The following is a 26066-nucleotide window of genomic DNA, read 5'->3' as shown; positions in this document are numbered from 1 at the left end:
AACAACGTTTTCGCTTTTCCCTCGACGTCTCTGCCCGGTAGAATAGCGGCAACTTTTCGTTAACTCGGCAACACATTAAGATTCTTATGGCAAAATTATCGCCGCGAGCGCCGGTTAAAAAACCGCAGACGGCTGCCGCCGGGCAAATCCGCATTATCGGCGGCCAATGGCGTGGACGTAAACTGCCGGTGCCGAACAGCCCCGGCCTGCGCCCGACCACCGATCGCGTGCGCGAAACGCTGTTCAACTGGCTGGCGCCGGTGATTCAGGGCGCGCGCTGTCTGGATTGCTTCGCCGGCAGCGGTGCATTGGGGCTGGAAGCGCTGTCGCGCTACGCCGGCAGCGTCACGCTGCTGGAGTTCGAACGCCCGGTGGCACGGCAACTGGAGCAAAACCTGGCGCTGCTGAAAGGCAACGGCCTGGTGGTGAACACCAACGCGCTGAGCTGGTTGGCCGGCAAGGCCGAACCTTACCAGGTGGTATTCCTCGATCCGCCGTTCCGTAAAGGAATGCTGACACAGACCATCACCTTATTGGAGCAGCAAGGCTGGTTGGCCGATGAGGCGTGGATCTACGTGGAAGCCGAGGCGGAAAGCGCCGCTACCGACGTGCCTGCCAACTGGTCGCTGCACCGTGAAAAAGTCGCCGGTCAGGTGGCCTATCGTCTTTATATTCGTTCTGGCAAAGAGAAAACCGACAATGCTGATTAATCTGGGCCGCCTGCTGATGCTGTGCGTATGGGGCTTTTTGCTCACCAACCTGTTCCACCCGTTCCCCAAGCCGTTGAAGTACTTTATCGACGTCGCGCTGTTCTTTATGGTGGTGATGCACGGGCTGCAACTGGTGCTGTTGAAATCAACACAGCCGAAAGATCAGCCCATCAGCAAATGGCAGGAAACCAAGATCTTTATCTTTGGGGTGTTTGAACTGCTGGACTGGCAGAAGAAGCAACCACCAATCAACAAAAAATAACCCTCACCTACTATGGGCGTTCGGCGGTAAACGACACAAAGCGCGTACCCTGCATTTTCAGGCTACCCTGCGCGCCCTGCTCTATCTGTTCATACTGCGGCTGTTTCACACGCACCACGATATTCTCACCGCCCCGCAGCGGCCGGAACGTGATTTCATACCGCATGGCCTCATTAACAATATGTTCGCGCTGGCGTGAGCGGTTGTTACTGGCCGGAAAGGCCCGTTTCTCGCTAACGATAACCTGCGTACTGCGCACCGGCGCACGGTCATTTTCCGCTTCCTGCTTACGCTGGCTGAAATAACGCTGCGTCGCCAGTACCACGATCAACGCCAGCACCGCTATAAACAGCATTGGGGGTTTGTTCATTCGTTCAGGTTCCGTTTGAGTTTACCGCTATAAAACTAGGTCTTTCCCCTGCCACTGTACAGGATAAACCGCGAGATAACCCAACGGCAGGTAGCAGGGGGTTGGCTGCGCATTATGCCGACCGGTTTATTTCGCCTAACCGCCGACGGATATAATTTTGCTCATCGCCGCGTCTGTTCCCCGGCGTCAGTTTTTGGCTATTACCGCCACTCGGCTAGCACGGCTGATGTTAATTAAATGTATATCCATGGTTATAAATAAAGGCAAACAGAACGGACGATGCGGTACCCAGGATGAATAATCTCTGATGGTGGAATAGCTCTAAGATGGCGAAGATAAAACTTATTGCTCTACGTCACCTTTTTTGACTTAAGTTAAATTAACTTTTATGCTCAGCGTGTTAGGATTATTGTTATCTTCCAGGCGAGGCAATAATATGCCAGGAAAATACACCTTTATAAAAACCAGGTTGTTTAATGTCAGCAAGCAATATTTATTATTCGCGACATTTACCGTAGATAAGAAAATAATCTTATCTCCGTCGGCAAATGCAGGTCCTATCGTCCTTTTAAAACAGCAGGGAAAGGTTTTGTTGCAGAAGATATCATTAGCGTGCAAGCAAAAAATTCACCAGAGGGAAAGCGTGCCAAACGGCATTGAGCTGACGGGATGGTCATTGTGCCACCCAGATTACTGGTTAGTGCCTGGCGAGCACGCAGCGGTACGCGTATCACGCCTCACCAGATCATCACCGCCATCGCTGGCGATGATTACGCGAGTACGATCGCCCCATCCGGGTAAAAGCCATGATAAAAAACAAAATAAAACCACCGCCAACCTACGCGCCTGGCAATGTCATCACCAGCGAGTAGATAAAAGTCAGCGAGAAATTACCATTACCCTGACGAGCAAACTTTTTTCCATTAACGCCAGAGCCATTACCAACGCATCGCACAATACCGCAGGGCCCCGCCGGGGATTTATCCATAGCGCCCATTATTTAATTCCGCGGCAAAGCGGTACGCATAAATGCACTAGCATAAACACCCAACATTACATCAATATAACGTTAAAAAATGACAGATTAACTTATTGGCGCACTGCCGCCGATCGCCACAGCGTAAAATACCCTGCCAGCACCCATGGCATTAAGAATATCGTTGATTATCTCCCTATTGGCGTTTCGCTATATTATATTAAGGGAAACAGATGAAAAGCTATATTTTTGCCGCACTAAGCATCATTTTCATTGTTTTTGCTGCTTACCAACTCGGCACTTCTATGGTTCATGCTGTACCACCACGCAACATTGACTGCACCGCCGAACTGCAAATTTACAGCGAACAGGGTTCTTTTGCTGGCGTGTGGAAATTGCATGCCGCTGGCGGTAGAGGATTTTTCCGCGTGAGCGGTCGCTATAACCATCGCGCTCAGGTCGGCGGCAATCTCAACCGGACGGTATTTTTTGATTACACCCGTCACCAGAACATGCTGGATATCGTCTCGAAGCGGATCATACCCGCGATTACCGACAATGCGCAGGCAAGCGAACTGGCTGGTCTATTGCCCCGATTCCTTTACTCTGCAGCCACGTCCCACAGTTTTGAAATATACCCGCAGGCCAACGGGTATATTATTACCGGCACGGTGCTGCCATTCACCTACTGTCTACAGGCCTAGCAATCATTAGCCTCGCTGTTTTTGCGCCAAAAAAACGCATCGGCTTTTTGCCTGGCAGACAGTGAGGTATTTTAAATGCATCTTGGCGGAAATACTCCGAAAGGCTTAGTCGGCAATGAGGCCTAGCATAAGTGAGCACATGAACAACTCTGACCTGCTCACTATTGATTAATACGTCGATATATGAGTAATGTATTCACCGTCAGCATAAAAATGCCAGGTTCCGGCGATGAAACCGCTTCGCCTGACGCTGCGCGGAAAACATGGCTCACAGTTCAAGCACCGTTTTATCCTTTGCTTGTTTGACCATAGACAGGAAGAGGTTAACGATGAGAACAATATTGTCATCAGCAAAAACAAGCATTATTTATAATGCGATGATAGGCGCTGTTTAAAACCATGATGGAATTATATAGGTTTGTTTTGACCACTGAACCATCACTGAAAACTATTAATGGAGTCACTCCCATCTGGTTGCGTTATGAAACCAGGCTGACTCATAGCTACGATGAATGCTAGCATCGACGCTATGGCAAACAAACATATAAGTTAAAATAATGAATTAGTTCCCTTGGTAAAAAAGGTAACAACTTTAAAGCTTAAGCACCACTGAGCGTGATGAGCATGACTATTTAACTTACCCTGATCGGTAAGCCATGAAATATCATTCGTTAGAATACTAAAATGCCGTTCATCGTTGTACGCTAATTGTTTTTATTTATTAGTCGGTTTATTAAACATTAACTCAGTGCAAAGATGGCGAGTGGACAAAACCGTATCTTCTTATAGTATGTTAGGATTTGTCTTGCCATCGCATGCAAAGGATAAGTTATGCTAGGAAAGTATATAATTAATGACCGTGTTATTTTTGATCCAGAGGAAAGAAGCCTTATTTTAACCGGGGAACATATTGGTTCAACCAGTAAGTTAATACTGCATACCCCTACCAGCCAATGCTTAGCTTTGCTTATAGAACGTCACGGCGACGTTTTATCACAGGATGAATTACTGGAACTGATCTGGCGGAAAAAAGGCGTTGTCGTTTCCTCGAGTACCGTTTACCAAAATATCAGCCTGCTGCGACGATCCCTCAATCAGCTCGGTCTTTATGATGACGTGATTATCACCGTGCCACGACAGGGCGTCACCCTGTCGCGACACATTAAAATCACCCTGCTGGCGGAGCAGCACGCCGATGTCCGCCAGCAGGAATTGTTACCGGCAGTCGCTGGCGATGTTGCTGCGCCAACCGGAACAACGCCCATTTCTCCCAGCAAAGGAAAGAAATACTTACCAGGGCTGATTGCCGGTCTGAGTATCGCGTTGATTATGCTGTGCATCGGTGCTTTCTATCTGGGCCACAATAATTCATCTAACTATATGGATAGCTACGACCTGGCGCCAACCTCGCTGAGCGAGTGCCACATTTATGTTAACGATAATATGCCGACCGGCAGGCTCGAATATATTGTCAAAAACAGCGCTTTTGATTGTGCGACGCGACCCTTTAATTACGTCACCGCCTTCGCCGGGGTGAACCGCTATTCGGTGATTAGCTGCGTACGGGACATTGCCGGAGCGCGTGCCAGCTGCCGATCAAGCTTCTACCTGGAGGGTTCCAAATGAAAAAGGGATTGCTGGCCTGCATCGTTTTTATCCTGGTGATTATCGCCTCAATGAAATGGCAGTTTTGGGCAGGGTATGCAACATCCCCCGAGTCAAAAGAGATTGATTGCCGAGCCGTTTTAAACATTGTAACGCCCGAACAGTTACATTTTACCGGCGTTATGAAGATGCATGCGGTGAACGGCAAAGGGCTGGCGTTAATCGAAGGAAACTACCATCAGGCATCAGAGGCGCCGACGGTACTCAACAGGAAGGTATTCTTTGACTACAGCCAAAACGAAGACATGCTGAGTATGCACTCCAACAAGGTTGCCAGATTGCCTTCGGACAACGCCGACGAAAGCGTACTGGCAACGCTGCTGCCAACGTTTTATTTCCGACCAGACATTACGCATAACATCGGCCTGTATAAACAGGGAAGCGGTTATATTTTTGCCGGTACCGTCATTCCGTTTGTTTACTGCGTAAAGGGGTAGCGTTCAGCGGCACTCAACGGCCGCCAATGTACAGGGTAAAGGAAGAGGGATTAGCGCCGCCAACGGGATGTGTTACCGCCCGCGTTAACGCCTGGGCATAACTCGCATCTGCGTTATGGCTCAGTCATCCCGGCACCACGCCGGGCAACGCCGGTGAGTGCAGCCAGAACCGGCGGTGTGATAAAGACGAGTATTACTCGCCATAATTTACTCTTATACGAGTTATTCTTTCAATAAATATACAGCGGCATAATTTACAAAAGTAACGTATTTCCGCCTAGGCATTGCCTAATAACCAGATATGATAATCACCGTTGGTGGTTAATCACATGGAGAAAGCGATGAAACATACATCTTTTATACTGTTTTTTTGCTGGCTGTTACCTTTTTCCAGCTGGGCGGACACGGTGACTATTTGCCCAGCACAACAAAATAATAAGCTGGTAGCGATCGAGGTGTTCCATGGCAGTCCGCAGGATATGTTTAGTCTGGCTCCGGAGCCAAAGGACCAGAATAACGGTACCTGGGCAGACCTGACCGACATTTATACCGACGGAGAAAAGGTTACCGTCGGTTGCAGCTATCAAAATGGCCTGTTGCTGAATGTCGAAATCAACCCGGTGATAACTTCATGCAAATCATCAAACATTGGTGGGCTGAATATTTCATGCCAAATGAATTCGCCAAATAAATCATCAGCTAATTGATCCGCTGGTAATCTTGCCGGGGAGCATTCAGCTCCCCCGCCCCTCAACCTTACCGCCGTGGTGCGCCAATAAAACCCTCTGTTAACGCCGGAGGCAACCGCATAACACGATTTAGCATTTAGCCAGCCATTGATTTATCGCCGACGCTATTTCCGTAGGTCGATCTTCTGGCGCATTGTGTTTGGCCGCGCCACAGGGTATGACGTCAAGATTGGCGATATTCGCCTGACACCAGGCAATCATTGGCTGATTGATCGCCAGGCCGCCCGCAACGCCGTCAAACGACAGGAGAAGTTTGGCTGTATCCTTGCTGTTCCCCAGCCAGCGATGGTAAAACGCCATGCGCCTGACCACATCGGCAGGCTCGCCGTCAAATGGCATTGAGCGGCTCCATTCCAGTAACGGTCGGCGACTGTCCGCCGTTGTATAGGCAGCGGTATAGCATTGGATATCCTGCTCGGAAAGCGGGGAAAGCACCGTTGCTCGCAGCGTTTTCTCAATAAACTCATTGCCATCCAGCACAATTTTTTCGCCAAGCCCCGGCGTCTTCAACGCCTTAAAACGTGCCGCAACCTCAGTGGGCAGGCTGTCCCAACTCATCGGCCGAATAACGGCTTCCATAAAGGCAATACCGCGGACGCGTTCAGGGTGATGGGCGGCCCAGTCAAAGGCCAATGCCGCGCCCCAATCGTGGCCGACCAGGATCATGTCTTGCAACCCCATGACGTCGAACCAGGCATTCAGATAACGCGCATGATCTGAAAAATCGTAATTGAGCGGTGGCTTACCCGACTGTCCCATACCAATCAGGTCCGGTGCCAAACAGCGAAACGGCCCCTCGATTGCCGGCAGGATATTACGCCACAAATAGGAGGAGGTCGGATTCCCATGCAGAAACACCAAGGGTGTACCGACACCGTTCTGTTCATAATGTATGATTGAATCCAAAACTGAAATTGCAGGCATGGCAATGTCCTCTTGTGCTAAATAGTCAGTTGCCTGTCCAATATAGACATAGACAGTCACCTGTCAATCAAAAGATGACATGCAGGTGCCGCGTGGAACAAAGGATAAGTCGGAATGCATGACACCCCCGAAACGCCGGCGCTGGGTTTTCTTCTTCGCCAGGCGTACCAGCATTGGACTCAGCAGGTAGATTCAGCCCTTGATAAGGCCGGTTATACCGATATTCGCCCTTCTCACTCCAACGTTTTTGCCTTTACCCCATCAGAGGGGATCACCGTTAGCGCCCTGACGAAATTTGCCAAAGTGCGCAAACAGTCGATAACCCAAGCCGTGGAAGAGTTAGAAAAGCTCGGTTACGTTGAGCGACGCCCCGACCCAACGGACAGGCGCGCACGACTGATCTTTCTTACCGAGCGAGGGCAAGGCGTGCGGCCTATTGCCATCGCAACCGGGCAGCAGGTGCAAGCTCAATGGGCGAAAGCGATGGGCGAACAGGATATCGACGCGCTGACGCTGTTACTGCAGAAACTGGTATCGACGTTGCAAAACTAACGGCGGCTGGGTCTCATCGGTTGCCCAATCGTTGCAACTGGCAATCTATCAATATGCGGCCGGTACGCCGTTGCCGCCCTCACCCTGAGATGCGCAGGCCACCGCCAGCCCGATGGCTGGCGGCCGGCAGGCCTGCAACGCCGAATACTGGCCTGTCAGTTAAGGTATACGCTGTTGACATGATGGTTGACGATATTTTCCCGCAGCAGAAACAGCCCCGAATCATTTTTTACTCCCAGCTTACGCATCGCATTACATTTATGCGCGCTGATGGTTTTGATGCTGCGCTGACGCAGGCGGGCAATTTGCGAAATGGACAAGCCGTTGAACAGGCACATCAGTACGTCATTTTCACGCTGGGTCAACGCTTCCAGCCTGGCCGGCCCATGTCCGTCGGTTTGCTCGAACATCTGGGCAAATTGTGGACTGTAGACCGTTTCGCCGGCCAGCGCGCGTCGAAACAGCGTGGCGGCCTGCGGCAGCGGCTCGTCGCGAGAAATCAGGCTCACCTGCGGGTACTGCCGCAGCGCCTGCATCACTTCACGCGGATGTTGCCGCGCATAGACGATAATCGGCATTGCCGGAAAGTGCTGACAGAGCATTTTTAGCGTATTGACGCCGTGCGTCACGCTCTCCCCCATGCCGCAAATATCGGTGATTAGCACATCCAACGGCTGTAGCTTCAACGAAATAAACACGTCATGCAGTTTGTTACTTTGCAGTTGTATCTCCACTTGTTCGTCAAGCTGTTGGCAAAAATGCGCCAAACCGTACAAATTCAGCGGGTAGGGATCCATTAAAGCGATGGTTTTTCTGGTGGTGTTATTTGCATTCATTATATCTCTCCTGGTCAGGATGCCGTGCTCTCACAGGTATTACGGCGTAACGCCGATCGCTTGTCGCCCTATGTCGAATAACGGCAAGGACAGCCATGCCTGTATTCCCCTGCTGCGATGTTGCCTACAGTGGGGAATGCTAGCTTCTGAAACTAATGATTCTTTTTTTACGCATTAATAAAAAATGTTGAAAAAAAGAAAATAATGACAGCGACAGCAAGCCAAAAATAACGGAAAATGACGTTAACATAGATAGCCCATTGCAATAATCGCAGCACAAACAAAACATTACCCCGTTTGCTGATTACCCATTACTATTAGGCGAAATGCGCGAATAAAAAATAACCGGTTAGTTTTTCTGTCGCTATGAATACCCTGGTAATGCTTGTGCCAAGGCTAATAGCTTCATTACCTCAGCGTGACACGCAGCAACTGCGGCAAGCCACCGACGCCGCTACCTGCAGCGAAAACCTCGCTAACCCATCTCAGAACGTCGCGAGATTGCCTCACGTTTAGCAGGCAACCCAGCAATTTTAATGGGGCAATACCTGCCGACGGAAAATTCTCGGCTCTTTATTATTTTTCAGCCATACCCTCAGGTACAGTGATTTAAATGATGAATAAAATAAATTCAAAAACAGATTTTATATCGTTAGTCACTTCACTCTGAATTATCTATTTTTACTTCTAATTCAGTCTAACGTAATCTAATCACCGCCAGAGGCTGGCAAATACCATCAATCGGTTTTCTGCCATGTGGGCTACTGATTGCCAGAACGGCCGATCGTGCCAACGCCGCTACCGCCGGTGCTTTGACATTATTTACCGGTCTAACCGTTACCCGCGGAGGGCGATTACTGTCAATAATGTGACGTACAGACGGCTGCAGCTGGCCAGTGCGCACAGCGTGCCGAACGCCGTAGCTGGCAATCAGGCGCAATAAATACCAGGCAATGGTTGCCATGCCGGTTAATAACAGCGGTGCCAATAAAGCCAACAGTAATACCTCTGGCGATAGATAGTCGTCTAACTTGCCCAAGATGCGTAATAGAATGGTGCCCATATTTATCAACCATCAGGCGTATGGCCAGTTGTTTACTGATACGTCATGCTCATCAGCACCATGCTGCTGAACTTCCCTGCGCCGACGTTGCCATTGAGGTTATAGAGACGGCCAGCCAGCGGGAAAATAGCGACCCGCTGCGCATTCACTGCCGCAGTCATACTGCTGCCCGGCCCCTGCACTTTGCTGGTATCAGCCTGCTGCGCCACCTGCAATGCAATACCGGTAGCGCCCGTCGCTAACTGGTTGGCGTACAGCGACGCATCAGTTGCAGATCGGCTACCGTCAAAGGTGACGGTCACCTGGCTGGTAGTTGCCGGGCAGCTCACCAGCTTGACGTTAACGTTTTTCCATTCGCTGGCGGCACCGGCGGTTTTTAGCTCCGAGGCACGCAGCTGATCGAACTCCACCGTCTGGCTGACCGAGCCGCTATTAATCTGGCACGGGCTGGCAAATACCCTGCCGGTAATATTGATTTCGCTCGCGATGCTGGCGCAGCTCAGCAGGCTACCGATCACCAGACAGGTCACTGTGGTTAGGTGAGACATAGGGGTTTTCCTTCCCGTCGGAATCTAGTGATAAACGAAGTTGACAAGCGCAACCGCCTTGACGCTACCGGGCGTGGCATTGCCTGTTGTTGCCACCATGCGTGCGCGCATGCCCCAGCTAGCCTGCTGATTTGTGATGCCGCCATTGTCAAAAGAAATGCCGGAGGGTGGAAAAACACGACCACTGCCGTTCGTTAGCTCCACGGCCACTCCGGTGGCTGTACCATTATTGATGTACAAACGAGGTGAGTCCGGATCGGCAGTACCTTTGAACCGAGCGAACACGCTGCGCCCATTAAAACTGACCGGGCAATTGATTACCTTAAGCGCGAACTCTTTTAACGGCCCCGCAGCACCGGCTGACTGCAGAGCGGCGAGCGGAACGTCACCGAGATCGACGTCCAGGCTGGCGGCGTCCACCATGCAGGTATTGGCAACCACCACGCCGCTAATGTTGATTTCGGCAGCCATCGCCGTGCCATAAAGCAGACAGGCATACCCCAGTAACGCCACAATAATTAGGTGAAACATAGCTATCCCTCCCCGATTTATTGGTAGGTGAAGTCAACCTGGATAACGGCTGAAATAGTGCCGGGCCCAACGTTGCCTTTGACGCTATTGGCTTGCACTGCTAATGGGAATTGTGCGGCATGCGTTGTCGCATTGACATTTACCTGCCAAGAGTCGCCATTAGACAACCAGAGCCCCCCTTCCTTCGCCAATTCGATCGCCACGTTGGTGCCCGCGGTTCCCGCATTAGCATATAACTTGGCGTTGGTGGCATCAGGACTCCCTTTAAAACCTGCGGTGACTTTTGTGGTAGAAGCCGGGCAGTCTTTTAAATTCAATTTAAAGGGCTTCCAGCCGCTGCCTGAACCGACCGTAGCCAGTGCCGGGGCAGGGATTTCCCCAAGATCCACCGGAACGCTGCTGGCGCCGTCCACCACGCAAGGCGCGGCTTTAACATTACCGGTAATATTGATAGTGACCGGATCGGCGCCATTGGCAATGCCTATGGCGCCGATACCGGTAATTAAGCAGAGCAAAGAAAAACGCAAACGTCTATTCATGGTTATTTCCTCTATAAAATATCGGCGGATATTAACGCCGCCCCATTCATCCCTGTTCAGGAGAATATTTAACGGTCTCGACCTATTGATACGTCAGGTTCAAGGTTGCCGTAGCATTGGCCTTGCCCGGTTTTACTGCGCTTTTTGTTTGGAAATAGTGAGCATCATTAGGTAACCAATCGTTATATATCCAAATTTTTATTGATAGGTTAGTGTGACTACCACCACCGCCTTTACGGTACCAGGTATAGCATTACCTTTACTTGCGACCATACGCGCTCGCATTGGCCAAGTTGCTGAACGGCTGCCGTCGACATTAACCGTCCAAGTAGCCCCATTAGCCAAATTTAGATTAATATCTCTAGCCAGTGCGATGCTAACTCCGGTAGCTGTTCCGGTGTTTATATATCTATGGGCAGGAGCATCCGGGGCTGGCGTACCGTTAAAAGTTGCCGTTACTTTGGTTGTACCTGCAGGGCAATTTTTCACTGATATTCTGAAAGCCTGCCATAGAGAGGCTGAATCAGCAGTAGCCAGATCAACTGCTGGAACATCTCCCAAATCAACATTAACGCTGTTAGTCCCATCAACCACGCACGGAGCGGCAATGACATTACCGGTAATATTGATAGTGACCGGATCGGCGCCATTGGCAACACCAGTCAGGCTCCCTCCCAGTATCAAACCAGCGAGGGACATGCGAAAATTATGATTCATTATTCTCTCCATAAAATATCGGCGGATATTAACGCCGCCCCATTCATCCCTGTTCAGGAGAATATTTAACGGTCTCGACCTATTGATATGTCAGGTTCAAGGTTGCCGTAGCACTGGCCTTGCCCGGTTTTACTGCGCTTTTGGTTTGGTAATAGCGGGCGCTAAACGGCAAGGTTTCCACGCCGCCGGCGGAGGTTTTTAATAACAGATTGGTATCTCGCTTTAGTGGCGCTCCGTTATATAAAATCTGTACCCCAAGCCCGTCGGCTACCCCCGCCGTTCCGGCATTGGTCAGCGCCAGAATATCGCTATTGGCGATATCACTATTGGCAATGCCGCTTAATGAGACGTTGACCTTGGCATTGACGTCGCAGTTAAGCCCCAGGTTAAATCCCTTGGTTACCGGCGTGGCGCCAACGCCGGTGAACTGTGTCGCCAGCACATCACCCAATGGCACGCTGATATTGCTGCTACTGACGGTACAGGTAACTTGAGTAATGCTTCCGCCACCGGTAAATATTAAATCACCAATAGGCATATTCTTGGTACATCCATTTTCCCAAATCCCCACGGCAGCCAGACTATCACCATTAATAACCGCAGGAGTAATCCTCCCTGTTTTGACCAATTCCATTCCTATATAAGCCGTCAGCAGGCCATTACCCGTCGCAAAATACACATCTGGACTTTTAATGTTACCGCCGTTTAAAGAATAAGAAAACCATCTAACTCCCACCCCAGGAACGTTGGTCATGTATACAGGTATGTTTTTATTCCCGAAAACGCCTAAACTTGGTTTCAATGGCGAAATAGTAACATACAAATTTTCTTTCACATCCCCCGTACAGAAACGCTCTAGTTTTGCCGTGATATAACTCTCACGATAAGCAATAATAGTGCCAATAGGCGCATCTCGTTGCATCGCATAAATGCCGGTAAATGATATCGATGGAAGTGAGCTAGTTACTACTGTGATGCCAGCCCATGCACATTCTGTTAAAGCAAGAGATGAAGCTATAAATATGGCCCATAATTTATTTTTAATAATCATATTAGTTATCCAACCGCCAGCTTGCAGAAACCACAAGAAGAATAAATATGAAAAAAAACAATACTAATATTATTATTCATTGTTATCCCCTCCATAAAACATCAGTGATAACGCCATGCCACCCCATTCATCCCTGTTAGGGAAATAACTGACGGTCTTGCACTATTGATACGTCAGGTTAAAGGTCTTATTGACCTTGCCTAGTTTTACTGCGCTTTTTGTTTGGTAATAGCGGGCGCTAAACGGCAAGGTTTCCACGCCGCCGGCGGAGGTTTTTAATAATAGATTGGTATTTCGCTTTAGTGGCGCTCCGTTATATAAAATCTGTACCCCAAGCCCGTCGACTACCCTCGCCGTTCCGGCATTGGTCAGCGCCAGAATAGCGTTATTAGTGATATCACTTGGCGAGATGGCGACGTTTGTGCCGTAGGCGTTGATCCCAATCAATGCCTCCACAGTGGCAGCACCGCTGCAGCTATATATTTTCTTCGCGGGTAGCGACGCCGAGCCAATACGAGTACCAATAGGAACATCACGTTGCACCACGATAGGCGGTATGGTTATGGTTGAACTTAGGCTGATAGGGCTATAGCTCGCCGCAGTGGCATTATGCCCGCTGATTAGCCCAGCCATTGCCACGCCTCTCTTTATAAATAACGTTACAAGGGTAAATTTCATATTATTCACCTGCACCGCCCATTAACCATCGTTACGCCGCTCTGGGGCTGTGCCTGTGGCAGGCGGTAATCCACCCGGCACTGCTCGCCGGCGTCTTTACCCCACTGCACCTGCAACGAGCCACTGGCGTTGAGGCCGGTCAGATAGACCTGGCCGCCGTCGCCGACGATAAAGCCCTGCGCTGCCGTGGCGGCCGGATCGGTGACCATGGCGCCGAACGGCACCGGCGTATCGCCCTGACGCAGCAGCGTCATCAGCACCCGCTGGCCGACGCTGGCGCTGTAACTGGCCCGCACCACCGCACCGCGCGTTGGTACCACCGTCTGGTTGGTTTGCGCCAGATCCACGTCATCCGGCAGCGTTTCAGTGTTCAAGCCGATGCTGTTTTTACGGTATGGGCTGACGTATGGCACAATGGCGTAACCGCGCCAATCGGTCTTCACCCCGGTCTGATTGCTAACGCCAACGCCGTCGGCGCCCGGTGCCTGCACCAGCGCGATGGTTTCCCCCAGCGGTTGGCCAAAGGTGATGCCGTTGCCATGGGCTATAATGCCGCCCTGCAGGCCGTAGCTCAGGCGTCGACTGTTGCGGTCATAGCCATAACTGGCGGTGACTTCCGCATAGGTGCCTCGGTAATCGGCGTTCATATTTCCGCTGTTGCCAATGCCCTTATTGCCAAAGCCCTGTTGCAGGCTCCAACTGAGGTTGTTGTCCGCCAGCGCCGTACCATTGATGCCAGCGTTATGGGTGGTGCCACCGTGCTTGCTGGTATTGAGGTTGTAACTGGCATAGGTATTACTCAGCCAGCGATCCAGAGGAACGCTGACGTTAAACGCAAACAGCTGGTCTTTGTCATACACTCGGTTGCCGTTGCCACTGCCGGCCGAGTTGCGGTTATAGCTGTAGTTCAGGCCGTAGCTGATCCCGTTCCAGCTGTTGTTGTAGCCGGCGCCAAACGACTGCATCTTGCGATCGCTGTTCCAGTAGTCTTCACTCACCAGGCTCAGGCTGAGTGAACCGGCGCCTTCCCACAGACTCTGGCTAACCGTCATCTCCGCACGGTTGCGGCGCCGTTCCGCCAACGGCGCGTTACGGCCGTCGCGATAGGTGTCCAGCACCTCTTGCAGGCTGTAATAGCCGACGGTGGAATAGCGATAACCGGCAATGGCGAAGTTGGTGCCGCTCTGCACGATGTTTTTGCTGTAGCGCAGGCGCCACGACTGGCCCTGCTCGCTGGGCAGATCCTTTTGAACCGACCACGCCTGGGTGGCATCGGCCGACAACGCACCGTAATCGCCAAGGTTTTTACCCACCCCCAGCGCCAACGACTGATAATGGTCGGCAAACTGGCCGCCGCCGTAAACGGTCATACCATGCGGCAGGCCATAAATCGCCGTCCCCTGGCCAAATGGCGTTTGATCGATGCTGGTGTCATAAGAACGATACTGCCCGCCGGTCAGGCTGTATTTGAAGCGCCCCTCACGTTGCAGCACCGGCAGAGAGGCAAACGGCACCACCATTTTCTGTTCGCTGCCGTCGGCTTCCTTGATGGTGACGTACAGATCGCCGCTGCCGCCGGTCGGGTACATATCAGTGATGGCAAATGCTCCCGGTGCAACGTAACTCTGGTAAATCACATAGCCGTTCTGGCGGATAATCACCTGCGCGTTGCTGCGGGCAATGCCACGTACCACCGGCGCGTAGCCTTTCAGGCTGTCCGGCAACATATCGTCGTCGGAGGCCAGTTGAGCGCCACGGAACGGTACGCTGTCGAACACCTCGGCCGGCGAACTGCTGTCCCCCAGCGTCAACTGGCTGCCCAACGTCGCAATGTTGCGCTGCGCGTAGGTATACACCGTCGACCATTTATCCTGCCCGTCGCCGCTGCGGTTATAGGTGGTGTAGTTACGCAGCCGCCATGCGCCAAGGTTGATACCCGGCCGTAGATTAAGGAACTGACTGTTACTGTTTTTGCCTGCCCCACCGCGGGCATAATTGTTGGCGCCGCTGGCGCTGTAGTTCAGCAATAGCGCCGGGATACCGTCATCCCATTGGGACGGTGGCACATAGCCGCGCGCCATCAGCGCCAGCGCGGCCTGTGGAATGCTCAATAACAGCTGCTGCTTGCTGAAGCGAAACTGTGCGCTGGCCTGAGGGATGGCGGTTAAGTCGGCACATTGGCGACTGTCGTCGCCCAGTGCCGGGAATAGCTCGGTTCTGATGCCCATCTCTGCCAGCGCCGTTACGCTCAGGCAGGGCTGTAGACTGGCTTTACCGTCGGCCCCTTTTTGCAGGGTAAACACCACGTCACGGGTATCGATCGGCTGGTCGTTAATAGCGATATCCACCCGATAGCTGCCCGGCGCCTGGCTTTCGCCATCTTCAAATACCGACAGATCGACGCTGCCCTGCTGTGGATTGTCGAGCTGCAACAACGCCGGATTAAAGTAATCCCGCGCCTGTGCGTTCAACGGCAGTCCGGTCAATGCAAGCTGGGCAGCAATCAGGCAGGCCAGACGCGTGATTGCTAAAGGCGTGCCTCTCCCGCTGCGACTCAATGTGTTTTTCATCCGTACGTATGCTCCGTTACCTGCAAGGCGCCGATCGCGCCTGCCTCCTGCAATGCCACCGCCTGTGGAGTGCGTTGTCTTTAGGGTATGCGGGTGTCAGCTGGCTTAAATTTTGCCGCTATGCACCGGGCCGATGCCGCCGTAGTCATTGATGATCTTCCACTGCACCGCACCAGCGCTAACGCCGGCCGGCAGAGAGAAACTCGCGCTGCTCATTGGCGCAACGTAGGTGGCGTCAGGCACCTCTTTGCCACCCACGGTGACCGACTGCAGGTTCATATAAAATGGCGACGGGTTACTGACCAGCAGCTGGTTGCCGCTACGCTGCCACGTCAACTGCGACGCTAGCGCCTCCGGGTTGCCTTTCAGCCCTTTTGGCCGATAAATCAGCTTGATGCGTGTCTTGACCGCGATTTGCAGGGTGTTTTTGTTTTCGTCCTTGGGTGCAGAGGGAATGGATTTGATGTTCATCCAGAACAGCGATTCGCGATCTTCCGGCAGATTGCCGCCGGCACGGACTACGCGCAGCACGTTCTCCTGGCTGCCATCCAGCCGGAACAGCGGTGGGGTGATGATAAAGGGGGCTTTCTCAACGCCGCCGTTGTGCGGCTCGACCCAGGACTGCAGCAGGTACGGCATACTGTCCGGGTTGCTGACGCTCAGTGAAGCCTCCTTCTTGCCGCCGTCATACACCAGTCGGGTGCCGCCGATAACCACACCAGCCTGCGCTACGTTCGCCGCCGTCAGTAATGCGGCTACCAGCATTTTTGACCAAATATTCATTATTTACCGCTCCGCTGAAGAAATTGGGATTTAAGCAAACGGCCGACGGCATATGCCGCCGGCTCACAACGCAATGCCCCTGCACCAGGCAGGGGACAACGGGCTTAGTTGTAATTAACGGTGAAGTTGGCGACGGCATTGGCCGGCCCGACGGTGACGGTCGCCGCAGTGGCAACGTAGCGCGCAATAAAGTCCAGGCTGTTAACAACATCAGAACCACCGGAGCTGCCAGCGGTGCTTGCGGTCAGTGGGTAAGGCGCGGACTCGGTGAACAGCGGCAATACCTTCTGCGAGGCGTCAGTCAACTGGATGCCAACGCCGGTCGCACCACCGCTCACCTGAGTCAGTGCCAGCACGCTGTTGTCGCTGTCAACTGCGGTGCCGTCAAACTTCACCGTGGCGCTGCTGACGGTGGCAGGGCAGCTCTTCAATTGCAGGGTAAATTTGGTCGGCGCCGCGGTGGAGCCGGCACCGTTGAACGCGGTCTTGGAGACCTTGCCCAAGGTGACATCCAACGGCGCGCTGACGCTATTGACCACCTGGCAGGCGGATTCGATGATTTCACCGGTGAAGTTGATCTGGCCATCGGCGGCAGAAGCAGAAGTCATGCCCAATGCCGCAGTCACTGCCATAGCCATGGCCATCATGTTCTTGTTCATTTATCGCTTTCCTTTTCATTTAGCACGTCATGTGCACGTGAATATTGCGGCAATCATTTGCCGCTTCATTGGGATTAATGCGCTTACGCGTTAATGCATTTAGATACTCTCGCCCGATAACACCCTAATGCGGTCTTACCGAAAGCGTGACGCAGAGTAACAATGGGTTTTTTATTTCGCCATTAAACTAATTTTAGTTAGATATCATGGGATTCTATTGAGTAGCGGCATAAGAAAAATAAGAGGATTAATCTTTTATCATTTATTCTCAATATCTCATCCTGTGCTGTTTTTCCTACTGGCGCCGGTTGCATGCACCGTGCAGCACATCAACGTCAGCGAGCGCTTTCGCAATGCGCGACAGCCGAACAGCCAAGGCACACAGGGCGTTGAAGCCCCGCCAGCGCCACGCCCTCACGCAAGGTTTAACTTTTGAAGTGAATTGAATCAAATCACTGCCCGTGGTGTGTTGCGGATTGTCATCAATTGGCTTGATAGCGCGCGGTTTTACGCGTCCAGGCCACACAGCCTCACGCTAATCATGCTTAATGAATCATTAAGCCAGCGCCAGGCAGAGAATATAAAGTCGCTGATGTTTGCCAGAGTGCCATTCTGACGAAAATACAATAATCATCAGGCAAAGTATTCGTTCAAATACATTCCGCGTTCTAATTAAATCTAAAGCCAAAATGCCGTTTAATAATTATTTAAATAAGCGCGACCACACTGCTGTTTTTACCACAACAAGGAGCTGTTAATTATGAAACACCACGTTACCGCTGGAATCTTTGCCCTCGTCGCCGCGTTCGGTTATTCCTCCGTGGCGTCGGCAGCCGATGCCCTCACCGGCTGCGCCGCCAAACGCGCAGAAATCGAATATCAGATCGGCTATGCCAAAGCGCATAACAACACGCACCAGGTCGCCGGCCTGCAGGCAGCGCTGGACGAAACCGAACGCCACTGCACCGATGACGGGCTGCTGCGCCAACGGCAGGCCAAGGTCGCCGAAAAACAAAGCAAGGTTGCCGAGCGCGAGCATGAATTGCAGAATGCACGCGAAACCGGTAGCCAGAAGAAGATTAAACAAAAAGAGAAGAAACTCGCCTCCGCCAAAGAAGAACTGACCGAAGCACAACAGGCGCTGAGCCGCTAACCCACGCCGAACGCCTTGCTGTATTGCTGGCGTTACTACTCGGTGACAATTCCTTTCCCTCCTCATCCCCGATGGGAGTTGTCACTTTTTGCCGCAACACCCCAGTTACCCAGCCAGCCTTCCGCCCTTCTGCCCAGCTTTGCCTCAGGTCATGACGCAACGGTGATTATCCGATAACCCCAGCGTGGATCGCGATACCCGGTATTCGACCGGCTGCAAAATAGAGTAAAGTTCATGCAGCCATGCCGCCCGCTGCCAGGCTACACTCCGGGCATGAGGCTACACTGAAGACGTGACACCAATGACAATATTGGGCGCCGGCAATCTGCGGCGTCCGCAATGAATAAGGAAGACATATGAGTTGGCCATTCCTTGCGGTATTCTTTTCCGGTTGGCTGTTCGTTGATGCGGCTTACCGTGGCCCACGCTGGCAGCGCTGGGTGTTCAAACCGGTTACCCTGCTGCTATTACTGCTGCTGGCCTGGCAAGCGCCAGTGCTGGGGCCGGCCGGTTATCTGATCGTTCTCGGGTTGCTGGCCACGCTGGTCGGCGACGCACTGCTACTGCTGCCGCGCGAGCGCGTATTGTACGCCATCGGCGCTTTTTTCCTTTCGCAACTGCTTTACGCCCTGAGTTTCGCCAGCCAAATGACCTTCAGCCTGTTCTGGCCATTGCCGCTGACGCTGTTGATCGTTGGCGCACTGTTACTGGCCACCATATGGACACGCCTGGCGGCGCTGAAATGGGCCATCACCGCCTATGTCGCCATGACGTTGCTGATGGTATGGCTGGCGGGGGAACAGTATTTCCTGCGCAGCACCGATTACGGTTTCTCGCTGCTGGCGGGTACCTCGCTACTGCTGCTGGCCAACGTGGTATGGCTACTGAACCGCTATCGCCTGCAGTTCCGCGCTGCCGACGCCGTGGTGGCCCTGTGCTACTTTGGCGGCCACTTCCTGATCGTTCGCTCGCTGTTTTTGTAGACTGCCGACGGGTTCGCGCCAGCGAACCCTGCCGCTCAGCGCAGCGGCTTCAACGTCAGGCCATCGGCGGCGCCAATCGGATGGCGATACACCTCACCGTCGCGCGAAAAGAACGCCAGCGTGCTGCCGTCGGTCTGCAGCAATGCGATACCGTCCGGGGCCGCGCGCCAGCCGATAACCTCGGCGTTGAATATCGCCTTCAGACACTGCTGTCGATCGCGTAATTGATAACCATTGGTCTCGCGTTGCGTATCGGCCAGCAACTCCAGCCGACATTGCCGTTCACCGTTGGCTAACTGCCATTGTCCCGCCAGACTCTGTGCGGAAGGAAGAACCAGACTGCTGGCCATAACCACTCCTGTCATTAAAATGCTGCCCGCCATCATGGCAGCGTAGAAAATGCGTTTTATCATCAACGACTCGCTGGTTAACTGGTAGGAGCCGGCGAACCGGCCCACGGTACACCGCCAATAATCAGACGATAAAGTCGGTAGCAATTTCCGCCTGTCCGACAATTTTCACCAGGAAGTCCGGCGTCTGCTGACCGCTGAGGTTCAATGCCAGATCGCTGACGTTACTGGTTGCATCATAGGTTAACAGCGCTTCGCCCGCTGCACCGCTGAAATGGTCGACGAACTTGATAAAGTCAGCGCCTTCGGCACCCTGATTGAAGAACGACAGGTCAATCTTGTCGATGCCCTTCTGGAAATCGCGGATCCAGTCGGCTGCGCCCGATTTGGAATCGCTGGCAGCGGCGAACACAAAGATATCACTGCCCGCGCCGCCCCACAGCTCATCGGCCCCGCCGCCGCCGAACAGCACGTCGTTACCGGCGCCGCCCTTCAGCAGGTTATTGGCCTGGTTGCCCACCAGCACGTCATTGCCGGAACCGCCAATGGCGTTTTCAATCGTCACGCCCGCAGCAATCGACACGTTGCCTTTCAGCCCACCAACGTCCGAGAACGATTTCTCGTTCAGGTTGATACGCTGATTGGCAGTATAACCGGAGAAGTCGAAGGTATCTTTGCCACCCCCATCCCAGGCGGCAAAAATCACTTTCTGCGCGTTGCTGCTGGTGCTGAGGAAGTCACGACCGGTATTGGAATTGAAGCCATACACCGTGTCTCCGGTACGTGTCGACATATTGGCACCGTACAAATGCTGAATGGCAGAAATGTCATCCAGCAGCGGAGCCGCAGAGTAATGACCGCCATTATCGCCGCCGGTGTTGGTTTCGCTCCAATAGCTCATCAGGCTGAACATGCGCGTATCTTCGGCATAGCTGACGTCCTTGTAGCTCGGGTTGCCTTCGCCGGCATTATAGTCACCCGGGTGGCTCAGCCCCAGCGCGTGGCCGATTTCATGGGTAAACGTCTGGCGACCATAGTCTTCGGAGGCTGGGTGCTGGATGTTGGACTGGTTGATGTTGTACCAACTCTGGCCGGAAACGTTACCCGACCCCGGCAGCCAGGCATAGGCCTGGGTGTCATAGTCGGTGTTACCGTACTGATCCTGGCTGTAGTTGCCAAAGGTGATATTGGCCTTCTGGCTGCCGGAAACCTCGGTAAAGGTAATATTGGCGACGTCAGCCCAGGACTGAAGCGACAGCTTCGCCTGCTGCTGCTGCTCAACGCTGAACTTGCTCAATCCGCGATCGCCACCGGCGTTAGCCGAATTGAATGCGTAGTCCGGGAAAGCGTAAGTCAATTTCACCGGCGTATCAAACACGCCTTTGCCATTCCAGGTCTGATTGGAGCGGGTGATATACAGCCCGGCCTGCTCGGTAGTAAATGAGTCCTTGCCATTAATCTGAATGCCATTGCCTCGCTGATGATAGTGCAGCAGATCATTAACGGCATCGTAGCCGGTAGTGGTCGCAGCGAGGTTGGATTCAGTAATTTCTATTGCCTTTTTTGTCGATTGCATGGGTTCGATTCCACTCATTATTCGATCGTTAACGATCAAACAGATAGAGATAACCTTCCTTTCGGACGCAGAAGACCTGCCGCCACCGATAAGAAAGGGGTTAATCTGCCAGTCACGGCAGTGGTAAATACGGAATTAATGCATAACAATCAGAAAATAAGATCACCATCCCAAATGGTAATCGTTTCCAAGTATAGGCAGGACAATAAAACACCACACAAAATAAATGACTTTTTATTGCTGTAACGAAGGTTATTTAAACTACTTATTTACACTGTTTACACAGATTCGGCAGTTTAATCTGTCTATGTTGGCAATAAGAGCCAATAAAAATGCCGATTACAGCCATAGAGAATCATGCTGGCATTTTTCTGTAAAAACGCGCATGTCACACAAACGGAATAAGTTAATAAATTTTTATTATTAACCTGATGAACTAATTAATATCGCCTGGGGGTTTGCGGCGACGCGGTGAGAATTATTGAGGTGGATAACAACGTCGCTCCATTGGAGGAAAATACCCACAGCTGGCGCTGCACGATGGAACATATCCCTGCGTCTCCCCGACCGGCCAGCCGGAAAAAAGCTCTGCAAATTTGCTGCCGGCACATTTGTCCGGCAACCCACGCCGCTACAGCCTGCTCGCCCTACTGTCAGACTTTGTCGGTAGTCGGAATTATTCTCATCCCGCTGCTTGACTCTGGAGTTGGCTCCAGGGTGTACAGTCGGCAAGGTGAGCATCACTAACTGCCGAAGGGGGCATTATGCAGACACGTCCATCACCACACACACATTCACACAGTCATAACGACAGCGGTTGTGGCTGCGGCCATGACCATGCCAAAGCCCAACATGGCTGTAGCAGCGAACAACCCACGACGGTAGACGCGCAGCAAACGACGCAGCCGCCATCATGCCAAAGCACGCAGTGTTGCAGCAGCGGCGATCCCGCAGATCCGGACGAAGAAAGCGACAGGCTGGCCGCTGTTCCCCCTTCCGGCAGTCAGCGTTTTAGTTGGAAAGTCAACGGCATGGATTGCCCAAGCTGTGCGCAAAAAATAGAAAATGCCGTCACTGCCATCCCCGGTGTGGACAGCGCTCGCGTGCTGTTCGCTACCGAAAAGCTGGTGGTCGACGCGCAGAGCGATATCAGCCAGCGCGTGCAAGACGCGGTCGGCAAGGCTGGCTTTACCCTGCTCGGTATCGGTGAGCAGGCAAAGACGGCGGTCGTCCCATCGCGGCTGGTTGAGTACGGCCCGTTACTGTTGATGGCCGCGCTGATGGTCATCAGTTGGGCGCTGAACGCCGTTAACCCGCAGTTTGGCCGCATCGCATTCATTGCCACCACGCTGGTGGGGCTGGCGCCGATCGCCAGCAAAGCGCTGCGTCTGATCCGTAGCGGTACGCCGTTTGCCATCGAAACGCTGATGAGCGTCGCTGCCATCGGCGCGCTATTTATCGGCGCCACTGCCGAAGCGGCGATGGTACTGCTGCTGTTTATGGTCGGTGAACTGCTGGAATCCTACGCCGCCAGCCGTGCACGTCGTGGCATTAGCGCCCTGATGGCGCTAGTGCCGGAGGATGCTTTGCTGATCCGCGGCGAACAGCGGCAGCGGGTGCCGGTCGCCAGCCTGCGCCCCGGAGATGTGATTGAAATCGCCCCTGGCGCCCGTCTGCCGGCCGACGCCGAGCTGATCAACCCGTTCGCCAGCTTTGATGAAAGCGCGCTGACCGGCGAGTCGGTACCGGTCGAACGCCAACAGGGCGAGAAAGTGGCGGCGGGCAGCCTGTCGGTCGATCAGGCAGCTCAAATGAAAGTGGTTTCCGAACCGGGCAACAATGCCATCGATCGCATCCTGCAACTGATTGAAGAAGCGGAAGAACGCCGCGCGCCCATCGAGCGCTTCCTCGACCGTTTCAGCCGTTATTACACCCCGGCGATCATGCTGCTGGCGGTAGCGGTGATCCTGCTGCCGCCGCTGCTGTTCGCACAGCCATGGGAAACCTGGATTTATCGTGGCCTGACGCTGTTGCTGATTGGCTGTCCGTGCGCGCTGGTCATTTCGACACCGGCGGCGATCACCTCCGGCCTGGCGGCCGCCACGCGGCGTGGCGCATTGATCAAAGGCGGCGCAGCGCTGGAACAGTTGGGCCAGGTGCAGACCATCGCCTTTGATAAAACCGGTACCTTGACCGAGGGCAAACCGACGGTAACTGACGTGCTGCCGATTGGCGATGTCGATCGGCAACGCCTGTTGGCGCTGGCCGCCGCGGTTGAGGCCGGCTCGCACCATCCGCTGGCGCAGGCGATCGTTCGCCACGCCGAAGGCAACGGTGGCCTGCTGCCTTCGGCAGCCAATCGCCGTGCGCTGGTCGGTATGGGGGTAGAAGGCGAGGTAGACGGGCAACGCATACTGATCGGCGCGCCGACCAAGGTCGCCGCCGGCCTGCTTGCTGACCCGTGGCAAAATCGGGTCGAGCAGTTGGAAAACGCCGGAAAAACCGCCGTGGTGGTATTGGCAGACGGCGTACCACTCGGCTTGCTGGCACTGCGCGATACGCTGCGCAGCGATGCAGGTCAGGCGATCGCGGCACTGAGACAGCTGGGTATCAATGGCGTGATGCTGACCGGCGACAACCCGCGCGCCGCAGCGGCTATCGCCGGCGAGTTGGGGTTGGATTACCGCGCCGGACTGTTGCCGGAAGACAAGGTCAGCGCGGTGAATCAACTGAGCCTGTTGCGGCCCACCGCGATGATTGGCGACGGCATCAACGATGCCCCGGCGATGAAGGCAGCCAGTATTGGCATCGCCATGGGCAGTGGTACCGATGTCGCGCTGGAAACCGCCGACGCGGCGCTGACCCACAACCGACTGCTGGGCATCGCGGAAATGGTGCGTATTTCACGCGCGACCCATGCCAATATCCGGCAGAACATCACCATCGCATTAGGGCTGAAAGGCGTGTTTCTGATCACCAGTCTGTTGGGGCTGACCGGCCTGTGGTTGGCGGTGCTGGCCGACTCCGGCGCGACCGCCCTGGTGACGTTGAACGCATTGCGACTATTGAAAAACCGGCAATAATCCGCTGATAACCCCGCCAGGCTGCCGGCAACCGTCAGCCTGGCGTAGCGAATTGGCGAGCGGGAAAACCCCAGGCATTTACCAACAGCGCTGCGTTTTAACCCCGCAGCGCGGCCGTCGCTTAGAGGCCTTTGCGCAGCAGATAGCGGTAGGGTGCGCGTTCGGTTTCCTGCGCCACCAGCGTATGTTCCATAAAGCGACAGAAGCCGGGAATATCGCGGGTAGTGGCCGGATCGTCGGCAATAATCAGCAGCGTTTCGCCGTTATCCATATGACGAACGGTCTTGCGCACCATCATCACCGGCTCCGGGCAGCGCAGGCCAAGCGCGTCGAGGGTTTGGTCAGCCTCGGAAAAAATATCAGTCATGCAGTTTGTCTCGATCAATTCGATCGGCGAACGCTCGCCGGATCGTATAGCGCTATAGTTTACGCCGGTGTTTTTTCTGTGCAAGGGACGTTAACGTTTGCGTGTATTTTAACCGTTTATTTCATTGCATTGGTTGCGCAAACGCGTATCATGCCGCCGCGCGGAAAATTTATCGCGCCACGATTTTTTGGTCATATACTCAACGTAGATTGCAAGCGCAGCAAGCCTGCTTCCGGCTATGGCGAGTATGGGTTCCCTCACCCCATTTTTCAAAAAGGTCAGTTATGTACGCATTTACCGCTCAACAGCGCTTGAACGCGCTGGTATGGCTATCGTTATTCCATATTGTCATCATCACCTCCAGTAACTACCTGGTGCAGTTGCCGATTACCGTTTTCGGCTTCCATACCACCTGGGGCGCATTTACCTTCCCGTTTATCTTCCTGGCGACCGATCTCACCGTGCGCATTTTTGGCGCGCCTCTGGCTCGCAGGATCATTCTTGCGGTGATGGTGCCGGCGCTGTTTATCTCCTATGTGATTTCAACCGTCACCTATCAGGGGGAATGGCAAGGCTTTGCCGCACTGCGCCAATTTAACCTGTTTGTGGCGCGTATCGCCGTGGCCAGTTTTATGGCCTACGTGCTTGGTCAGATCCTCGATGTTCACGTCTTCAACCGCCTGCGTCAGCGCAGCGCCTGGTGGGTGGCTCCCGCCGCCGCGATGTTCCTCGGCAATATCAGCGATACGCTGTCGTTCTTCTTCATTGCCTTCTACAAAAGCAGCGACGCCTTTATGGCCGCTAACTGGGTGGAGATCGCGCTGGTGGACTACAGCTTCAAGGTGCTTATCTGCCTGATATTCTTCCTGCCGATGTACGGCGTACTGCTCAACATGCTGCTCAAGCGTCTGGCGAACCGCAATCCGGACGGTTCGCTGCAACTGAGTTAACCTGCCGATTCGGTTATCATGGCGGCCCACGAGCACACCGAGGCCGCCATGACCCTGATCATCCGTCACGCCACGCTGGAAGAGATTGCCCCGCTGTATCAACGCATCCCCGAATTCGGCGGCTGACGGTAAAACCCGCAATCAGTTTCGCGGCATGCTGATGCTGCTGATCGATAACGGTTATCGGATTGTTGAACTGGAAAAGAAAGGCGAAGTCGCTGATTATCGGTTATTACTGGAGAAAACCCGCTGACAACTTCCAGCTTGCATTTCACGGCGG

28 protein-coding genes and 1 pseudogene are annotated in these 26066 nt (G+C 53.5%); 13 read left to right on the top strand and 16 right to left on the bottom strand.

Annotated elements, in window-relative coordinates; all coding sequences use genetic code 11:
- Positions 1-86: 86 nt before the first annotated feature.
- A complete protein-coding gene (rsmD, locus tag ACCC84_RS20150; protein WP_004957523.1) occupies positions 87-710 on the top strand; it encodes a 16S rRNA (guanine(966)-N(2))-methyltransferase in 624 nt (207 codons plus the stop codon).
- Positions 700-972 carry a DUF1145 family protein gene (locus ACCC84_RS20145; RefSeq protein WP_004957517.1) on the top strand — a complete coding sequence of 91 codons (273 nt, stop codon included), beginning with the start codon at positions 700-702 and terminating at the stop codon, positions 970-972. The genes rsmD and ACCC84_RS20145 overlap by 11 nt, the downstream gene beginning before the upstream one ends.
- Positions 973-982: 10 nt before the next feature.
- Here ACCC84_RS20145 and ACCC84_RS20140 read toward each other — a convergent pair whose 3' ends face one another.
- Positions 983-1342 (bottom strand): DUF2500 domain-containing protein, encoded by a 360-nt coding sequence (locus ACCC84_RS20140; RefSeq protein ID WP_004957515.1) that lies wholly within the window; start codon positions 1340-1342, stop codon positions 983-985.
- Positions 1343-1778: 436 nt separating this feature from the next.
- Between ACCC84_RS20140 and ACCC84_RS20135 the strand changes: the two genes are divergently transcribed.
- From ACCC84_RS20135 to ACCC84_RS20115, 5 genes are all read left to right on the top strand, one after another.
- Positions 1779-2555: a hypothetical protein gene (locus ACCC84_RS20135; RefSeq protein ID WP_371902205.1), complete on the top strand. Its 777-nt coding sequence runs from the start codon at positions 1779-1781 to the stop codon at positions 2553-2555.
- The gene (locus ACCC84_RS20130; RefSeq protein WP_371902204.1) at positions 2552-3022 is read left to right on the top strand and encodes a YqeJ family protein; all 471 of its coding nucleotides are present in this window, start codon (positions 2552-2554) and stop codon (positions 3020-3022) included. Before ACCC84_RS20135 ends, ACCC84_RS20130 begins: the two co-directional genes overlap by 4 nt.
- Before the next feature lie 831 nt (positions 3023-3853).
- Positions 3854-4648, top strand: coding sequence for a winged helix-turn-helix domain-containing protein (locus ACCC84_RS20125; RefSeq protein ID WP_273868668.1), 795 nt, complete (start codon positions 3854-3856; stop codon positions 4646-4648).
- The gene (locus ACCC84_RS20120) at positions 4645-5124 is read left to right on the top strand and encodes a YqeJ family protein (protein WP_004957501.1); all 480 of its coding nucleotides are present in this window, start codon (positions 4645-4647) and stop codon (positions 5122-5124) included. Before ACCC84_RS20125 ends, ACCC84_RS20120 begins: the two co-directional genes overlap by 4 nt.
- A gap of 341 nt (positions 5125-5465) precedes the next feature.
- The gene (locus ACCC84_RS20115; RefSeq protein WP_039991549.1) at positions 5466-5831 is read left to right on the top strand and encodes an STY0301 family protein; all 366 of its coding nucleotides are present in this window, start codon (positions 5466-5468) and stop codon (positions 5829-5831) included.
- Positions 5832-5942: 111 nt separating this feature from the next.
- Here ACCC84_RS20115 and ACCC84_RS20110 read toward each other — a convergent pair whose 3' ends face one another.
- Positions 5943-6857 carry a haloalkane dehalogenase gene (locus ACCC84_RS20110; RefSeq protein ID WP_004957498.1) on the bottom strand — a complete coding sequence of 305 codons (915 nt, stop codon included), beginning with the start codon at positions 6855-6857 and terminating at the stop codon, positions 5943-5945.
- A gap of 54 nt (positions 6858-6911) precedes the next feature.
- On the opposite strand from ACCC84_RS20110, the gene ACCC84_RS20105 reads away from it, so the two are divergent.
- Complete coding sequence (locus tag ACCC84_RS20105) at positions 6912-7349, top strand: MarR family winged helix-turn-helix transcriptional regulator (protein WP_371902203.1); 438 nt, start codon at positions 6912-6914, stop codon at positions 7347-7349.
- 155 nt (positions 7350-7504) lie between these two features.
- Here the strand turns inward: ACCC84_RS20105 and ACCC84_RS20100 are convergent, their stop codons facing one another.
- The 11 genes from ACCC84_RS20100 to ACCC84_RS20050 all read right to left on the bottom strand — a co-directional run bounded on the left by ACCC84_RS20100 (position 7505) and on the right by ACCC84_RS20050 (position 17324).
- The gene (locus ACCC84_RS20100; RefSeq protein WP_371902202.1) at positions 7505-8185 is read right to left on the bottom strand and encodes a LuxR C-terminal-related transcriptional regulator; all 681 of its coding nucleotides are present in this window, start codon (positions 8183-8185) and stop codon (positions 7505-7507) included.
- Between the two features lie 697 nt (positions 8186-8882).
- Positions 8883-9248, bottom strand: coding sequence for a hypothetical protein (locus ACCC84_RS20095; protein ID WP_004957492.1), 366 nt, complete (start codon positions 9246-9248; stop codon positions 8883-8885).
- A gap of 32 nt (positions 9249-9280) precedes the next feature.
- The gene (locus ACCC84_RS20090) at positions 9281-9796 is read right to left on the bottom strand and encodes a fimbrial protein (protein WP_371902201.1); all 516 of its coding nucleotides are present in this window, start codon (positions 9794-9796) and stop codon (positions 9281-9283) included.
- 24 nt (positions 9797-9820) lie between these two features.
- On the bottom strand, positions 9821-10327 hold the full coding sequence (locus ACCC84_RS20085) for a fimbrial protein (RefSeq protein WP_371902200.1): 507 nt from the start codon (positions 10325-10327) through the stop codon (positions 9821-9823).
- 17 nt (positions 10328-10344) lie between these two features.
- On the bottom strand, positions 10345-10866 hold the full coding sequence (locus tag ACCC84_RS20080) for a fimbrial protein (protein WP_004957486.1): 522 nt from the start codon (positions 10864-10866) through the stop codon (positions 10345-10347).
- Between the two features lie 198 nt (positions 10867-11064).
- Positions 11065-11583, bottom strand: a complete 519-nt coding sequence (locus ACCC84_RS20075; RefSeq protein WP_164844291.1) for a fimbrial protein — start codon at positions 11581-11583, stop codon at positions 11065-11067.
- A 79-nt stretch (positions 11584-11662) separates the two neighbouring features.
- Positions 11663-12634 (bottom strand): fimbrial protein, encoded by a 972-nt coding sequence (locus ACCC84_RS20070; RefSeq protein ID WP_371902199.1) that lies wholly within the window; start codon positions 12632-12634, stop codon positions 11663-11665.
- 162 nt (positions 12635-12796) lie between these two features.
- Positions 12797-13312: a fimbrial protein gene (locus ACCC84_RS20065; RefSeq protein WP_371902198.1), complete on the bottom strand. Its 516-nt coding sequence runs from the start codon at positions 13310-13312 to the stop codon at positions 12797-12799.
- Positions 13313-13317: 5 nt separating this feature from the next.
- Complete coding sequence (locus ACCC84_RS20060) at positions 13318-15882, bottom strand: fimbria/pilus outer membrane usher protein (RefSeq protein WP_371902197.1); 2565 nt, start codon at positions 15880-15882, stop codon at positions 13318-13320.
- Between the two features lie 105 nt (positions 15883-15987).
- Positions 15988-16665, bottom strand: a complete 678-nt coding sequence (locus ACCC84_RS20055) for a fimbrial biogenesis chaperone (protein ID WP_004957476.1) — start codon at positions 16663-16665, stop codon at positions 15988-15990.
- A gap of 104 nt (positions 16666-16769) precedes the next feature.
- Positions 16770-17324: a fimbrial protein gene (locus ACCC84_RS20050; RefSeq protein WP_004957473.1), complete on the bottom strand. Its 555-nt coding sequence runs from the start codon at positions 17322-17324 to the stop codon at positions 16770-16772.
- A 760-nt stretch (positions 17325-18084) separates the two neighbouring features.
- On the opposite strand from ACCC84_RS20050, the gene ACCC84_RS20045 reads away from it, so the two are divergent.
- A complete protein-coding gene (locus ACCC84_RS20045; RefSeq protein WP_004957468.1) occupies positions 18085-18477 on the top strand; it encodes a DUF1090 domain-containing protein in 393 nt (130 codons plus the stop codon).
- A gap of 356 nt (positions 18478-18833) precedes the next feature.
- Positions 18834-19460, top strand: a complete 627-nt coding sequence (locus tag ACCC84_RS20040) for a lysoplasmalogenase (protein ID WP_004957466.1) — start codon at positions 18834-18836, stop codon at positions 19458-19460.
- A gap of 35 nt (positions 19461-19495) precedes the next feature.
- Here the strand turns inward: ACCC84_RS20040 and ACCC84_RS20035 are convergent, their stop codons facing one another.
- Positions 19496-19810 (bottom strand): AprI/Inh family metalloprotease inhibitor, encoded by a 315-nt coding sequence (locus ACCC84_RS20035; RefSeq protein WP_371902196.1) that lies wholly within the window; start codon positions 19808-19810, stop codon positions 19496-19498.
- Between the two features lie 124 nt (positions 19811-19934).
- On the bottom strand, positions 19935-21386 hold the full coding sequence (locus ACCC84_RS20030) for a serralysin family metalloprotease (protein ID WP_039991543.1): 1452 nt from the start codon (positions 21384-21386) through the stop codon (positions 19935-19937).
- Positions 21387-22150: 764 nt separating this feature from the next.
- Between ACCC84_RS20030 and ACCC84_RS20025 the strand changes: the two genes are divergently transcribed.
- Positions 22151-24469, top strand: a complete 2319-nt coding sequence (locus ACCC84_RS20025) for a zinc/cadmium/mercury/lead-transporting ATPase (RefSeq protein WP_039991541.1) — start codon at positions 22151-22153, stop codon at positions 24467-24469.
- A 121-nt stretch (positions 24470-24590) separates the two neighbouring features.
- Here the strand turns inward: ACCC84_RS20025 and tusA are convergent, their stop codons facing one another.
- Positions 24591-24836 carry a sulfurtransferase TusA gene (tusA, locus tag ACCC84_RS20020; RefSeq protein WP_004957449.1) on the bottom strand — a complete coding sequence of 82 codons (246 nt, stop codon included), beginning with the start codon at positions 24834-24836 and terminating at the stop codon, positions 24591-24593.
- 284 nt (positions 24837-25120) lie between these two features.
- Here tusA and ACCC84_RS20015 point away from each other — a divergent pair, with 284 nt between their 5' ends.
- Positions 25121-25786, top strand: a complete 666-nt coding sequence (locus tag ACCC84_RS20015; protein WP_004957447.1) for a 7-cyano-7-deazaguanine/7-aminomethyl-7-deazaguanine transporter — start codon at positions 25121-25123, stop codon at positions 25784-25786.
- A gap of 130 nt (positions 25787-25916) precedes the next feature.
- A pseudogene (locus ACCC84_RS20010) lies at positions 25917-26039 on the top strand (GNAT family N-acetyltransferase); the annotation flags it as partial.
- Positions 26040-26066 lie beyond the last annotated feature (27 nt).

The organism is Serratia odorifera, assembly GCF_041448735.1.
In the GTDB taxonomy this organism is placed as follows: domain Bacteria; phylum Pseudomonadota; class Gammaproteobacteria; order Enterobacterales; family Enterobacteriaceae; genus Serratia_F; species Serratia_F odorifera.
The sequence above is the reverse complement of the archived record's forward strand: the minus strand, read 5'-3'. Positions and strand labels throughout refer to the sequence as shown.